Origin of the sequence: Ochrobactrum teleogrylli (assembly GCF_006376685.1) — a bacterium.
In the GTDB taxonomy this organism is placed as follows: domain Bacteria; phylum Pseudomonadota; class Alphaproteobacteria; order Rhizobiales; family Rhizobiaceae; genus Brucella; species Brucella teleogrylli.
In genome coordinates, this window is the sequence record NZ_VEWL01000010.1 from 56592 (window position 1) to 70943 (window position 14352).

A 14352-nucleotide genomic window follows, 5' to 3' on the forward strand; every position below is an offset into this window, starting at 1 on the left:
GATTTACCCGCGCTTGTCACCGATATAGCGCCGCAGCGCTTCAGGTCCAGTCTCCGACAGGAGGTCGCGAGCGTGGCCTTGCGCCGCAACCGCACCATTTTCGATAAACAGCAATTGCGCATCGAGATAGAGCGCATCTTCCGGCGTGTGCGTAACCATCAACACAGTCATGCCGGTTTCGCGGCGCAATTCATTGACGAGATCGAGCATCTGATGGCGCAATGCTGGCCCAAGCGATGCAAAGGCTTCGTCCAGCAGCAGCACCGGGCGTTCGCGAACAAGTGCGCGGGCAATCGCCACACGCTGGCGTTCGCCACCGGACAGGGCTTCGGGCTTGCGCTGCTCCTTGTCCTTGAGGCCGACGCGGGTCAGCGCTTCGGCGATGGCTGCGCGGTCGCTATCCGTCAGTTTCAGGTTTGGTGCGCGACCAAGGCCGATATTTTGCGCGACGGTGAGATGGGCAAACAGGTTGTTTTCCTGAAACACCATCGAAACTGGCCGCTCCGGCGGCGGCAGTCGGGTCACATCGACACCGCCGATGGCAATGGTGCCGGATGAGGGCGTCTCAAAACCGGCAATGAGGTTCAGGAGCGTGGATTTTCCCGAGCCGCTTGGGCCCACAATGGCCGCAATGGCGCCGCCCGCGATCGTCAGGTCGAAGCGCATTGCGGTTTCGCCATAGCTGAAGCGCACGTCGGTAAGGCGGATGTCGGCGGATGCAGTCATGCGTTGAAATTCACTTTCCGGGATATGGCAGCACGGTCGGCAAGCATCATCAGACCAAGGCAGAGAAGCCCCAGAATGAGCGCCAGACCGGCGGCATCGAATGTGCGGTAACTGCCCATGCGCTGCAAGAGAAGATAGGGCAGGGTCATCAGCGCATCGCTGCCGAACAGTGCGATTGTGCCAAGATCGCCGATGGAAAGCGCCATGGCGAAAGCGAAGGCCATGCCGAAAGGCTTGCGGATCGACGGCCAGTCGATGAGCCGCAGCCGGTTGAAGCCCTGAATACCAAGCTGGGCGCAAAGCCGGTTGTGGCGCGCTGCTGCCGTATCCCAGGCCGGGCGCAGCAGGCGAACGGCAAAAGGCATGGCCATGGCCGCGTTGACCGTCACCACCATCACCGGCGCAATTGTGAAGGGATCGGTGATGTGGCGAAGCAAGATGAACCATCCTGCACCGATCACGATGGGCGGCATGACGAGAATGAGGCTCGCGCCGGTATCGAACAGGCTGGCTATCCGGTTGCTCCTGACCGCTTCCCGCGCTGAAACCAGCGCCAATGAAAGGATGACCGACAAAGTGGCGGCAGAAAAACCGAGCGCAAGGCTCGTGACGATGGCCCGCCAGACGGTCCTTTCGCTGAGCAGGCGGGCGAGGTCGGCAGCGAGGCCAGACACGACCACGCCGGCAATCGGCAAGGCGACATAAAGAAAGCCGATGAGAATGGCGACGATGTTGAACAGGCATTCGCCCCCGGAAGGCTTGCCGTAGCGGCGTGGTGTTGCCGTGTGGGTAAAGCCTTCTTCGGAAGGACGACCGGTCAGACGCAAGGCCAGCAGGATCAACAAGGTCAGGCCGAGCTGGGTGGCGGTGAGCGCAACCGCACGCGCCGGGTCGAAATCGAAATGCAGGCTTTGATAGATCGCCACTTCCAGCGTTGTGGCGCGCGGGCCACCGCCGAGCGTCAGCACGGTGGTAAAACTCGTCACGCAGAGCATGAAGATCAGCCCCGCCATGCCGGGCAGGCTGCGGCGGATAACCGGCCACTCGATCAGCCGGAAACGGGCGCGGTTGCCCATGCCAAGCTGGGCCGCGAGTTTCCAGTAATCGGCGGGTATCGATTCATAGGCGGCGAGGATGAGCCGCACTGCCAGCGGCATGTTGAAGAACACATGCGCGATCAAAATGCCGGTAATGCCATAGATATCCGGCTGGAAAGGGTATCCCACGGCGTCCGACATATGAGCGATGAGGCCGTTGCGGCCATAGATACTGGTCACACCCAGCACAGCGACGAGGGCAGGCAGTGCGAGCGGCAGAGCGAAAAGCCGCAGGATAAGGCCGCGTCCGGGAAAATGCGCTTCCGAATGGAGGGCGCGGGCAACGGGGATCGCGAAGGCGACCGAAAGCAGGCTGGATGCGATGGCTTGTGTGATGGTGAAACGGGCGGTTCGCCAGAGATAGGCATCGAAATTTGCGGCGGCATCGAAGCCGCCGCTGGCCTCAAAGGCAAGTGCGACGAGCGCACCACCGGCCAGCACGGCAAGGAAAGCCAACGCCAAAGCCCCCGCGATGGGTTTCATCGCGGGGGTGGGGTGCGTAGCTTTGCTTGCCGGAGCGTTTATCATTTGCTGGTGGCTGCCAGCCATTCATCGACCCAGGCCTTGCGGTTCTTCGCAACCTCGTCGGATGGAATGAGCAGGGTCTTTTCCGGCTTCGGCAAAGCGTCGAATGCGGCGGGCAACGGCGTCGAGGTCTTGCCTGCCGGGAACATCCAGTTGGTTTCGGGAATCACATCCTGAAAGCCGGGGCCGGTCATGAAGGAGAGGAATTTCTGCGCCAGCGGGTTCTTGGCGCCGGTCGTCGTCTGGGCGGCCAGTTCGATCTGCAGATAATTGCCTTCCGGAAAGGCCAACGCCTTGTAGCGATCCGTCTTCTCCGCGATGACATGATAGGCGGGCGAACTGGTATAAGAGAGCACCATCGGCGCTTCACCCTTGGTGAAGAGACCATAGGCTTCCGACCAGCCCGGCGTGACGGTGAGAATGCGCTTTTGCAGCTTCTGCCAGGCGTCGTCCGCCTGATCGCCATAGACGGACTTCATCCACAACAGCATGCCGAGGCCGGGCGTCGAGGTGCGCGGGTCCTGAAGCACGAGCTTCTGCGACGGGTCGCCTTCGACCAGTTCTTTCAGGCTCTTGGGCGGATTGGGCAACTTTTCCGAATCATAGACGATGGCGAAATAGCCATAGTCATAGGGTACGAAAATATCGTCCTTGAAGCCGCCCGGCACGCTGACATTGCCAAGATCGATGCCGCTTGGCGCAAAGTAGCCGCTGGCGCGCGCTTCCGTGGTCAGATTGGTGTCGAGACCCAGCACGATATCGGCCTTGGTGTTGCCGCCTTCGAGCTTCAGCCGGTTGAGCAGCGCCACGCCATCGGCGGAAGCAACCCAGTTGATCTCGCAGTCGCATTCCTTCTCGAAGCTTTCCTTCACCTTGGGACCGGGGCCCCATTCGGAAATGAAACTGTCATAGGTGTAGATGGTGAGCTTGTCTTTCGCCTGCGCTGCGGGCGTAAGGCTTACCGCTGCCGCGAAAGAGAAGGCCAGCAAAGATAACAGCCGCATAACGGCACGTCCTTTCATCATGTTAAAAGGATATAGCGCCGCTTGGGTTCAGGAACACAATCATCACCGAAAGGTTGGAACTTGAAGCTGCAACTTTTCGGGATCGTGCCGCAGAGCAGCATCTAATCCCTCCGCCGGTGCAAACCGGATCAGGTTCGGCGGGTTGGCTTTTTGAAAAGCCTCTCAGCCATCTGCTTGCGCCGATGGCACCCCGTTAGAGCGTTGCGACATTAATATGTCAGGCCGTGAAGGGCAAGAGAGGCAAAACCATCGACAAGTCGGGCACAACGGACTTCCGGCTGCGATTTGCCCATGATATGAGCGACTTATGAGCACATTCGTCATCCTTCTCGGCGGCGATCTTGTCGTAACCGAACGGCTGCGGCAGCAGATAGCCGGCGCGCGCATTCTTGCCGCCGACGGCGGCATTCGTCATGCGGCGGTATTGGGCGTCGAGCCAGAACTTTGGCTTGGCGATTTCGATTCGACGCCACAAGCGCTCGTTGAACAATATGCGCATGTGCCGCAAAAGACATTTCCCCGCGCCAAGGACATGACAGACGGCGAACTGGCTTTCGAGGAAGCGTTTGCCCGTGGCGCAACGCGCGCCATTTTGTGCGGCGCTTTCGGCGGACAGCGCACCGATCACACGCTTCTGCATCTCACCATGGCGACGGCGCAGGCGGAAAAGGGGCGGAACGTCTTTCTTTCCAGCGGTGCGGAAGAAGCCTGGCCGGTGACATCCGGCGAATTTGCCTATGATTTTCCAGATGGTACGCTGTTCAGCGTCATCAGTTTCTCGGCTTTGGACGGACTTTCAATCACAAATGCCGAGTGGCCGTTAGACAACGTGACCTTGCCTTTTGGTTCTTCGTGGACTGTTTCCAATATAGTGCGTGGAACACTTCGTATTACTGTGCGTTCTGGCTTAGCGATACTTGTCGCAAACTTAAGTTCTGAACACGCCAACAGTGTGCCGCTAACCTTACCGATTGAAAAGGCTTGACGCTCGATAGCGAAACGTATTTCAAATGCAGCAAGCGGGTAAATTCGCTAACGCCGAAATTGGGGACGCAAAATCGGCACCTGAAATGTCAACTTTGACAGGAGATTGTTTGATGAAATCACGTCTTTCCATGATTGCGGTTGCCGGGGTGCTCGCTTTGTCAACAGCAGCCTGCACGACCAACGAACAGCGTACGGCTGGTTACGGCGTTGGCGGTGCAGCAATCGGCGCTCTCGCCGGTGGTGCAATTGGCGGCAATGGCCGTGGCGCTCTCACGGGTGCAGCGATCGGCGCTGTCGCCGGTACGCTGGTGGGCGCTGCCCAGTCGCGCAATGGCGTGCAGTACTGCCGCTATCGTGACAATTACGGCCGCATCTACGAAGCGCGTTGCCAATAAGTTCGCGCTACTATGCTCGGCAAGCTCGCAGAGCTTGAGCCGGCTTAGGCTTGAAAACCAATCACGGCAGGCCGGGGAAACCCGGCCTGTTTGTTTTTCATGCCTCTTTCCTATCGATCCATTTGACAGAACGGCTTTTGTCGCGGACAAGCAGGGCGGAATTTCAAAGCCCATCGCGCGAACCGCCCAGAAAGCCTCAGAAGAACCATGGCACCACCGCTCCTTCGTCTAGACCAGATCAAGCTCACCTTCGGCGGCACGCCGCTTCTGGAGGATGCGAGCCTTTCGGTGAGCGAGGGCGACCGCATCGCGCTGGTCGGGCGCAATGGTTCTGGCAAATCCACGTTGTTGAAGATCGCCGCAGGCATGGTCGAGCCGACCTCGGGCGAAGTGTTCAAGCATCCGGGCGCGACCATTCGCTATCTGCCGCAGGTGCCGGACATGGACGGTTTTGCCAGCGTGCGCGCCTATGTCGAAGCAGGGCTCGGACCGACCGACGATCCGCATCGCGTGACCTATCTTTTGGAGCATCTGGGCCTGACCGGCGAAGAAAATCCGGATCATCTTTCAGGTGGCGAAGCGCGCCGCGCAGCGCTGGCGCGTGTGATCGCGCCGCAGCCTGATGTGCTTTTGCTGGACGAGCCGACCAACCATCTCGATCTGACGACGATCGAATGGCTGGAAGGCGAGTTGCGCCAGATCCGTTCGGCTATCGTTCTGATCTCGCATGACCGTCGCTTTCTGGAAAATGTCAGCCGCGCGACCGTCTGGCTTGACCGTGGTATCACACGCCGTCTGGAGCAGGGATTCGGTCATTTCGAGGAATGGCGCGACAAGGTTCTGGAAGAGGAAGAGCGCGATCATCACAAGCTTGGCCGCCAGATTGCCCGTGAAGAGCACTGGCTGCGCTATGGCGTGACGGCGCGCCGCAAGCGCAATATGCGCCGCCTTGGCGAACTGCATTCCATGCGCGCCGATTTCCGCAACCACCGCAAGGCGCAAGGCACGGCGGTTCTGACCGCCAGCGATTCCAAGGAATCCGGCAAGCTGGTGATCGAAGCCAAGGGGCTGAACAAGGCCTATGGCGACCGCGTGCTGGTCAAGGATTTCTCGACCCGCGTGCAGCGGGGCGACCGGATCGGTCTGGTTGGACCGAACGGTGCCGGAAAAACCACGCTGCTTTCGCTTCTGACTGACAAACTTGCGCCGGATTCCGGTACGCTTCGGCTGGGCGTCAATCTGGAAATGGCCGAGCTTGACCAGAAGCGCGACAGTCTCAATCTGGATGAGACGCTGTCGCATTATCTGACCGATGGGCGTGGGGAGAACCTCGTCATCAATGGCGAGCAGCGTCATGTCGTTTCCTACATGAAGGATTTTCTATTCCAGCCGGAACAGGCGCGCACGCCGATCCGCGAGCTTTCCGGTGGCGAAAGGGCGCGACTGATGCTGGCCCGTGTGCTGGCCCGTCCGGCCAATCTGCTGATCCTCGACGAACCGACCAACGATCTCGACATGGAAACACTGGATCTGTTGCAGGAACTGGTGGCGGGTTTTCCGGGCACGGTTATTCTGGTCAGCCATGATCGCGATTTCCTCGACCGCACCGTGACATCGGTGATTGCGCCGGAAGGCGATGGCCGCTGGCTGGAATATGCGGGCGGCTATGCCGACATGATGGCGCAGCGCAAGGAACAGGCGCTGGAGCGTCGCAACGTGAAGACGGCGACCGCCCGCGATAAGAGCGACGACAGCGGTGACGAGGCTTCGCAGCCGAAGCGTGAGGAAAAGCGCAAACTTTCCTACAAGCAGAAATTCGCGCTGGAAACGCTGCCGGGCAAGATGGACGCCTTGGGCAAGGAAATTACCGTGCTTGAAGGCAAGCTTGCCGATCCGCAGCTTTATGCCAAGGACCCGACGCTATTTGCTAAGACTGCCGATCTTTTGGAAAAGAAGCGCAGTGAGAACGCGGCCATGGAAGAAGAGTGGCTGGAACTCGAAATGCTGCGCGAGGAGATTGAAGGTTAATCGAACCTGCCGATATGTCGACGAGGATGGTCTGCAAATGGCAATTTGCTACGCTTCCGGTGCTCACGTACATTGAGTACGCTGCGCTCCGGGTCTCGGAAATCACCATTTTCGCCTCATCCTGGCCCACATATATTCCAACTGGATAGGACTTTTAAGCGCTTGCCTTGTTGAGCAGGGCCAGATCGGTTTTGCCGAGCTTCAGCTCGGCGGCGCTGATCAGTTCTCCTAATTGGGTCAGGCGCGTGGCGCTGGCAATCGGCGCAGTGATCGACGGGTGAGCAACCAGCCAGGCGATGGCCACCTGCGCCTGCGTGGCGTCGACACTGCGGGCCACCTGGTCCAGCGCGGCGATGATCCGCGAGCCGCGATCCGTCAGATATTTCTCAACCGATTTGCCGCGAGCGCTCTGGCCAAGATCGTCGGCAGAGCGGTATTTGCCGGTCAGGAAACCGGCGGCCAGCGCGTAATAGGGAATGACGCCAATTTCATTGTCGCGGCATATGGCTTCCAGCCCATCCTCGAACCCCGACCGGTCATAAAGATTATAGAGCGGCTGCAAGGTTTCGTAGCGCGGCAGGTTGTGCTGTTTTGCAACGTCCAGCGCTTCCGTCAGCCGCTCCGGCGTCAGGTTGGACGCGCCGATGGCGCGCACTTTGCCCGCATCAATCAGCTCTTTATAAGTTCCGAGCGTATCCTCGAACGGTGTTTCAGGATCGTCCCAATGGGACTGGTAAAGATCGATATAGTCGGTCTGCAGCCGTTTGAGGGAGGCGTCCACGGCTTTGCGAATATAAGCGGGTGAAAGACCCTTTTCGTCGGGCCCCATTTCCGAGCCGACCTTGGTGGCGATGACGACCCTGTCGCGCAAGCCGCGGGATTTCAGCCAGTTGCCGATGATGGTTTCGGATTCGCCGCCGACATTGCCATTTGCCCAGGCGGAATAGACGTCCGCCGTATCGATGAAATTCAGGCCTGCATCGACAAAACGGTCGAGCAGCGAAAACGACGTCGCTTCATCGACCGTCCATCCAAAGACATTGCCGCCGAAACAGAGCGGCGAAACTTTCAGTTCGGTACGTCCGAGCTTCTTATATTCCATGGACCCAATCCCCTTCCTCTGAATGCGAATCAGGCGTGATCCGCCGGGTTCCGATTTCAGGAAGAAGGGGTAAAAGCTCCGGGTAGAGCTTTGGGTCAGCCCATGCCAAGCGCGTCCATATAGAGCTGGAGCATCGCTTCTTCTTCCTGACGTTCATGGTCTTCTTTTTTACGCAGACGAATAATGGTCCTCACGACCTTGCTGTCAAACCCCGAGCCCTTCAATTCCGCGTAAACTTCCTTGATATCGTCGGCGATGGTCTTTTTTTCTTCCTCGAGGCGCTCGATGCGCTCGATGAAGGCACGCAACTGGCCGACGGCAATGGTTTGGGCTTCGCTGGTAATGTCGTCGCTCACGCGGCTTCTCCAATTCTTGTCTTGATGGGTGCGAACGGCGCGGAGGCACGATTTCGCATGTCTGAAATTCTGCACCGGTTTTCCCGCGAGTCGCGGGCAAAATTAAGAGCCTTTTCGATGCCCGGCACGATTTATGGGGCCAAACCTTGTGGAAGAGTGTGGAACACTGTGGAAAAGCGGTGGTTCACGCCACCGTGCCGGTGCGCGAGCCGAAATGCCGGACCTCGTGCATGCCGTCGAGCGTGTTGATCTGCCGCAGCATCGGAGCAAGCCGTTCCGCCCATTCCACCGCTCCGGCCTCGTCTGCGATCAGATCCTGCCGCACCTCGATCAGCACATGGGCAAAGCCCTTGGCTGTGGCGTGGCGATACATGGCGTCGTTGCGCAATGCGCCGTCATAGGGCTCGTTGTCGCCGACCACCAGACCGGGCTCGGCGCGCAACAGCGACAGAAGCGGCGCGACGGCGCGGTCGTCCTTGTCCCACAGTAGGCCGATCTGCCAGGGGCGGGCCCTGTCTTTCCAGCGCGGTGTGAATGAATGGATGGAGACGATGAAAGGCGCATGTCCGCTTTCGCGTTCCACGCGGGCACTCATTTCCGTCACAGCCTCATGATAGGGACGGTAAAAACGGGTCAGCCGATCTTCCCGCTCACCCGCCGACATCGGATAATTGCCGGAAATAACCGCGCCATCCGATAGCTGCATGATGAGCGTCGGGTCATCCTCGCCGCGATTGGGATCGATCAGCAGACGGGAAAAGCCGCCAAGCACTGCGGGCGCCTGAAGGCGGCCAGCCAATGCCCGCGTCAGGGCTTCGACACCGATGTCATAAGCGATATGACGGTCGAATTCGCTTTCTTCCAGACCCAAACTACCGTATTCGGCAGGCACGTCGCGCCGTGCGTGGTCGGCGGTCAGAAGCAGGCCGAGGCGAAAATCGCCTTCGATCCTGTAAACGGGCGAGAACGAAGTGGCTGACGGTTTTGCGAACGACACGGATTGAATTCCCAGGAACAATTCGGGATTGATTTTCATCGGGCGCGGGAAGCTGTTTCAGGTCTGTCATGAGAAAGCCGGGATTGCAACGATCATTCTTTCGTCATGTGCTTTCTTCTCGGCGGGACTGCGTTGACATCACCGGCGAAACTGCCGAAAAGAGAGCGACCGAAATGGGATTTCCAGACGTGAAACAAAAGCGATTGCGGGCTGAAGGGGTTCGGCGGATGCGACTTCCACACTTCCTGGCTGTATTTTCCGCCGTGTTGCTTGGTGCGCTCGGCATGACCTCTGTGGAGGCGCGGGCCGATTTCCGCGTCTGTAATTCGACGCAGAATCTTGTCGGCGTCTCCATCGGTTACCGGGCCAAGACCGGCTGGGTAACAGAAGGCTGGTGGCATATCGAAGGCTCGACCTGCAAGACGCTGATCGAAGGCCCGCTGACGTCGCGCTATTATTATCTCTATGCCGAGGATGCCCAGGGCGACGGCCGCTGGCAGGGCAATGTGAACATGTGCGTCGCGGAAAAGGAATTCCGCATCTCGGGCGTGCAGGATTGCTACGCGCGCGGCTTCCAGCGCAACGGCTTCCAGGAATATGATACCGGGGAACAGTCGAGCTGGATGGTTCAGCTTGCAGACGAAACACCGCCGGAAACCCCCACTGTTACAGGAACGAATAGTCAATGAAGCGCAACCGCAAGGTCAAGATTCTCGCAACGCTGGGTCCGGCGTCTGGCGAGGAAGCCGTCATCCGCAAGCTCTTTGAAGCCGGTGCCGATGTTTTCCGCATCAATATGAGCCATGCCGACCATGACCTGATGCGCACCCTCGTGAAGCGCATCCGCAATGTGGAAAAGGCCATTGGCCGCCCGATCGGCATTCTCGCCGACCTTCAGGGGCCAAAGCTGCGCGTCGGCAAATTCAAGGACGGAAAGGTCGATCTCGTTCCCGGCCAGACCTTCACGCTCGACAATAACGAAGCGCCCGGCGACGAAACCCGCGTCTTTCTCCCGCATCCAGAAATTCTGGAAGCGGTCGAGCCGGGCCACCGCCTGCTCATCGATGACGGCAAGCTGCATCTCGTGGCCGAAGCCACCGATGGCAAGTCCATCCGCTGTAAGGTCGTTTCCGGCACCCGCATCTCCGACCGCAAGGGCGTCAGCCTGCCGGACACCACGCTCGGTGTCGGCGCACTGACCGAAAAGGACCGCAAGGACCTTGATGCCGTGTTGAAGGAAGAAATCGACTGGGTTGCGCTGTCCTTTATCCAGCGCCCGGAAGATCTGGCCGAAGTGCGCAAGGTTTCGCGCGGCAAGGTCGGCATCATGTCGAAGATCGAAAAGCCGCAGGCGGTAACACGCCTTGACGAGATCATCGAGCTTTCCGATGCCCTGATGGTCGCCCGAGGCGATCTCGGTGTGGAAATGCCGCTTGAAAGCGTTCCGGGCATTCAAAAGCAGATCACCCGCCGCGCGCGCCGTGCCGGCAAGCCGGTTGTGGTGGCCACGCAGATGCTCGAATCCATGATCACCGCGCCGGTGCCAACGCGCGCCGAAGTGTCGGACGTTGCAACGGCTGTGTTCGAAGGTGCGGACGCCATCATGCTTTCGGCTGAATCCGCATCGGGCCAATATCCGGTCGAAGCGGTCGCCACGATGAACCGCATTGCCGAACAGGTTGAGCAGGAACAGACCTATTCGACCATCATCGATGCGCAGCGTGCAGCACCTGAACCGACCGGTGCCGATGCGATTTCGCTTGCGGCCCGCCAGATTGCCGAAACGCTGAAGCTCTCGGCAATCGTGACCTATACGGCTTCCGGCACTACCGGCCTGCGTGCCGCCCGTGAACGTCCGCGCACGCCGATCATCGCGCTGTCGCCGGTCGTCGACACCGCCCGCAAGCTGTCGCTCGTCTGGGGCCTGCATTGCGTCGTAACCGCCGATGCCCACGATCTGGAAGATATGGTCGATCACGCTTGCCAGATCGTCTTCGAAGAAGACTTCGGTAAAGCCGGTTCGCGCATCATCATCACCGCCGGTGTGCCTTTCGGTACGCCGGGTGCGACCAACATGCTCCGCATCGCCTATATAGGCGCCGACGGAAAGTCCGGCGTCTAAACTGGCGATATTCGGGCTCTGGTGGCCTGCAAATGGCACGTCTTTGAGCTTCTGGTGCTCACGTACTTTATGTACGCTCCGCTCCGGGTCTCAAAGCCCCACCATTTTCGGCACACCATCATCCCGAATCTCATCCAGTTTCGGTGCTCTTGCGTATAAGTAAAAAACGCGCTCCATCCGGGGCGCGTTTTGTTTTATGGGATAGGTCTGTTTGCAGACCGGCATCACAAAGAATGCAACTGTAGTGTTAGGTGCGCGTGTCGGCCAGCTCATCGGCTAGATCGCTGAAATTCTTCTGGGCGTCCCGCATCATCGGATAGACAATCAGCGCCTGCTCATAAGCCTTCATGGCCTGCTCCTTCAGGCCGCGAACGCGCAGAATGGCCGCCATGCCCGTCAGGGCGCCATAATGGCGCGGCTCCAGCTCCAGCGTACGATTGATGTCGTACATGGCGTGAGCATAATCTTTTTGCAGGAAATAAACCGTCGCGCGGCGGTTCCATGCTTCCGCATAATCCGGATTGAGAGCGATGGCTTCGTTCAGGAAATCGAGCGCTGACGTATAGCGATGTTCCAGCATGGCGGCGTTCGCCCATTGGACCAGAAGGTCGATGGTGGCGCTGCCGGATTGCGACCAGAGCGTATTGATCTGTGATGCGATGCGTCGTGCCTTGGCTTCGTCCGTTGTTTTGCGAAGCTCGGCAAACAGCTTGTCGAGACGCTCTTCCGGCGTCTGGGGCGCTGCCGCTTTGGCGGGGGCTGTTTGCGAGGAGGAGGGCTTCTGCTCGCTGTCTGCGCCGATCTGTACAGGCGTGAGCGGAGCAGTCAGCTGGGCGTTCAACGGCGCCTTATCGGGTGCCATCTCGGCGCGTGCGCCGTGAATGGTCAAAGTCGCCGCGCTGAATGCGGCAACCGTCGCAAAAATCTTCAGACATGCAAAAACGTTCCGCATATGCATAGATTTCCCTATGCACGGCGGAACGTCAAATGCAAAATCAAAAATAAGATTAGCCCTGACGAGCCTTGTAGCGCGGAGCAGTCTTATTGATGATGTAAACGCGGCCCTTGCGGCGGACCAACTGGCAGTCGCGATGACGGCCCTTAAGCGCTTTAAGCGAGTTCTTGATCTTCATGTCAATCACCGGTCTGGTTGGCCCATCGACATGAACACGCCGCCGGGCTTCATAAAAACAGCGCCCAAGGCGCCAATTGATTACAGACACGGTATATGTGCCTGAAGGGTTGGCCGAAATACACAAGGTTTCGGGTAAATGTCAACTCCTGCGCGGCAGATTCACGGGCGGGAGCCTGAAAATCTTGTCGCAGCGGGCAGAGTCATCGGGAATCGTCCAGATTCCCGACAAAGCCTAGCGCGCGCGGGGCTTGATATGGGTCACATGGCCCATTTTCCGGCCTTCGCGAGCTTCCTTTTTGCCATAGAGATGCAGCACGGCATTGGGTTCCGATAGAATCGCTGGCACGCGATCAATATCGTTGCCGATCAGGTTTTCCATCACGCAATCGGAATGCCGGTCCGTATTGCCAAGCGACAGCCCGGCAACGGCGCGGATATGCTGTTCAAACTGCGAGATCGCGCAGGCGGCTTCCGTCCAGTGGCCGGAATTGTGCACACGTGGCGCAAATTCATTGGCGAGCAGCGAACCGTCCTTGAGAACGAAGAATTCGAGCCCCAGAACGCCGACATAATCCAGCGCATGTAAAAGCTTCTCTGCCGCTTGCCGCGCAGCATCCGCCGTCTGTGCGGAAATGCGGGCAGGAACGGTCGATGTCGAGAGAATGCCATCCTTATGGACGTTTTCGGCGATGTCGAAAATGGCAACATTGCCGCTGCGGTCGCGCGCGGCGATGACCGAGACTTCACGATCGAAATCGACAAACCCTTCCAGGATCGCCGGGGCCTTCTTGATGGCGGTCAGCGCGTCATGGGCAGCTGTTTCGTCCAGCGAAGTCAGGCGCACCTGTCCCTTGCCGTCATAGCCGAGGCGGCGGGTTTTCAGGATACCGCGTTCGCCAAGCGCACCAAGTGCTGCGATCAACGTTTCTTCGTCATCGACCAGACGCCAGGGGGCGGTTTCGATGCCGCTTTCATTGAGGAACTGCTTTTCGTTGAAGCGATCCTGCGAAATTTCCAGCGCCGCTGGCGGCGGCAGGACGATGGCGGTCTCGGCAAGCTTGTCTGCGGCGCTGACCGGCACGTTTTCGAATTCATAGGTAATGACGTCGGACGCTGCGGCCAGTTCGGCCAGCGCTTTCGGATCGTCATAGGCGGCGACGATCTGGCGGTTGGCAACCTGCGCCGCCGGGCAATCTGGCTGTGGCTCCAGAATGACCGTCTGGAAGCCGAGCCGCGCTGCGGCCATGGCCAGCATGCGGCCCAATTGTCCGCCGCCGATGATGCCGATCGTTGCGCCGGATGTGAGTGCGGATTTTTCCATATCAGACCTCATTGGTAGGACGTTCAGCCACGCTCTCGGTCTGGGCGCTGCGCCACTCATCCAGACGGGCGGCAAGAGCATCGTCGTGCAGCGCCAGAACGGCGGCAGCGAGCAGGGCGGCGTTGACGGCACCAGCGCGTCCAATGGCCAGCGTGCCGACGGGAATGCCAGCTGGCATCTGCACGATGGACAGGAGCGAATCCTGGCCGGAAAGAGCTTTGGACTGAACCGGCACACCAAACACCGGCAGCGGCGTCATGGCGGCGGCCATGCCGGGAAGATGTGCGGCACCGCCTGCGCCAGCGATCACAACTTTGAAGCCGTCGGCCTTCGCACCCTTTGCAAAGGCGACCAGCCGGTCGGGCGTGCGGTGCGCGGAAACGATACGGGCGTCAAAGCCGATACCGAGCGCCTCCAGCGTGTCTGCGGCATGGCGCATGGTTTCCCAATCAGACTGGCTGCCCATGATAATGGCGACGTCGGCGGTAACGCTCATTGGTCTTTCCTGCTCCGTTTCATGCTTTCGCGGATGAGAT

15 protein-coding genes and 1 riboswitch are annotated in these 14352 nt (G+C 59.3%); of the genes, 5 read left to right on the forward strand and 10 right to left on the reverse strand.

Annotated features, from left to right (window positions below; genetic code table 11):
* Window positions 1–3: 3 nt before the first annotated feature.
* Genes thiQ through thiB form a run of 3 tightly spaced genes read right to left on the reverse strand, consistent with a single transcriptional unit; the run spans window position 4 to window position 3352 of the window.
* Window positions 4–726: a thiamine ABC transporter ATP-binding protein gene (thiQ, locus tag FIC94_RS15595; protein ID WP_109369787.1), complete on the reverse strand. Its 723-nt coding sequence runs from the start codon at window positions 724–726 to the stop codon at window positions 4–6.
* The gene (thiP, locus tag FIC94_RS15600) at window positions 723–2372 is read right to left on the reverse strand and encodes a thiamine/thiamine pyrophosphate ABC transporter permease ThiP (protein ID WP_371830923.1); all 1650 of its coding nucleotides are present in this window, start codon (window positions 2370–2372) and stop codon (window positions 723–725) included. Before thiP ends, thiQ begins: the two co-directional genes overlap by 4 nt.
* Window positions 2348–3352, reverse strand: coding sequence for a thiamine ABC transporter substrate binding subunit (gene thiB / locus FIC94_RS15605; RefSeq protein WP_109369785.1), 1005 nt, complete (start codon window positions 3350–3352; stop codon window positions 2348–2350). Before thiB ends, thiP begins: the two co-directional genes overlap by 25 nt.
* Window positions 3353–3461: 109 nt before the next feature.
* Window positions 3462–3576: riboswitch (TPP riboswitch) on the reverse strand.
* Between the two features lie 104 nt (window positions 3577–3680).
* On the opposite strand from thiB, the gene FIC94_RS15610 reads away from it, so the two are divergent.
* The 3 genes from FIC94_RS15610 (at window position 3681) to FIC94_RS15625 (ending at window position 6783) form a co-directional block, all read left to right on the forward strand.
* Window positions 3681–4358, forward strand: coding sequence for a thiamine diphosphokinase (locus tag FIC94_RS15610; protein WP_140025483.1), 678 nt, complete (start codon window positions 3681–3683; stop codon window positions 4356–4358).
* Between the two features lie 112 nt (window positions 4359–4470).
* A complete protein-coding gene (locus FIC94_RS15615) occupies window positions 4471–4755 on the forward strand; it encodes a YMGG-like glycine zipper-containing protein (protein WP_109369783.1) in 285 nt (94 codons plus the stop codon).
* Between the two features lie 207 nt (window positions 4756–4962).
* Window positions 4963–6783: an ABC-F family ATP-binding cassette domain-containing protein gene (locus FIC94_RS15625; RefSeq protein ID WP_109369782.1), complete on the forward strand. Its 1821-nt coding sequence runs from the start codon at window positions 4963–4965 to the stop codon at window positions 6781–6783.
* A 154-nt stretch (window positions 6784–6937) separates the two neighbouring features.
* Here the strand turns inward: FIC94_RS15625 and FIC94_RS15630 are convergent, their stop codons facing one another.
* From FIC94_RS15630 to FIC94_RS15640, 3 genes are all read right to left on the reverse strand, one after another.
* Window positions 6938–7885 (reverse strand): aldo/keto reductase, encoded by a 948-nt coding sequence (locus FIC94_RS15630; protein ID WP_140025484.1) that lies wholly within the window; start codon window positions 7883–7885, stop codon window positions 6938–6940.
* 95 nt (window positions 7886–7980) lie between these two features.
* Window positions 7981–8241 (reverse strand): DUF2312 domain-containing protein, encoded by a 261-nt coding sequence (locus FIC94_RS15635; RefSeq protein WP_061348000.1) that lies wholly within the window; start codon window positions 8239–8241, stop codon window positions 7981–7983.
* 184 nt (window positions 8242–8425) lie between these two features.
* Window positions 8426–9277, reverse strand: a complete 852-nt coding sequence (locus tag FIC94_RS15640) for an N-formylglutamate amidohydrolase (protein WP_140025485.1) — start codon at window positions 9275–9277, stop codon at window positions 8426–8428.
* A 188-nt stretch (window positions 9278–9465) separates the two neighbouring features.
* Between FIC94_RS15640 and FIC94_RS15645 the strand changes: the two genes are divergently transcribed.
* Window positions 9466–9927, forward strand: coding sequence for a DUF1036 domain-containing protein (locus FIC94_RS15645; protein WP_109369779.1), 462 nt, complete (start codon window positions 9466–9468; stop codon window positions 9925–9927).
* Window positions 9924–11360 carry a pyruvate kinase gene (pyk, locus tag FIC94_RS15650; RefSeq protein WP_109369778.1) on the forward strand — a complete coding sequence of 479 codons (1437 nt, stop codon included), beginning with the start codon at window positions 9924–9926 and terminating at the stop codon, window positions 11358–11360. Before FIC94_RS15645 ends, pyk begins: the two co-directional genes overlap by 4 nt.
* Window positions 11361–11607: 247 nt before the next feature.
* Here the strand turns inward: pyk and FIC94_RS15655 are convergent, their stop codons facing one another.
* From FIC94_RS15655 to purE, 4 genes are all read right to left on the reverse strand, one after another.
* Window positions 11608–12330 (reverse strand): tetratricopeptide repeat protein, encoded by a 723-nt coding sequence (locus tag FIC94_RS15655; RefSeq protein ID WP_109369777.1) that lies wholly within the window; start codon window positions 12328–12330, stop codon window positions 11608–11610.
* Between the two features lie 37 nt (window positions 12331–12367).
* The gene (ykgO, locus tag FIC94_RS15660) at window positions 12368–12493 is read right to left on the reverse strand and encodes a type B 50S ribosomal protein L36 (protein WP_010661422.1); all 126 of its coding nucleotides are present in this window, start codon (window positions 12491–12493) and stop codon (window positions 12368–12370) included.
* Window positions 12494–12727: 234 nt separating this feature from the next.
* Window positions 12728–13816 carry a 5-(carboxyamino)imidazole ribonucleotide synthase gene (locus FIC94_RS15665; RefSeq protein ID WP_140025486.1) on the reverse strand — a complete coding sequence of 363 codons (1089 nt, stop codon included), beginning with the start codon at window positions 13814–13816 and terminating at the stop codon, window positions 12728–12730.
* 1 nt (window position 13817) lies between these two features.
* Window positions 13818–14312: a 5-(carboxyamino)imidazole ribonucleotide mutase gene (gene purE, locus FIC94_RS15670; protein ID WP_109369775.1), complete on the reverse strand. Its 495-nt coding sequence runs from the start codon at window positions 14310–14312 to the stop codon at window positions 13818–13820.
* Window positions 14313–14352: the final 40 nt, after the last annotated feature.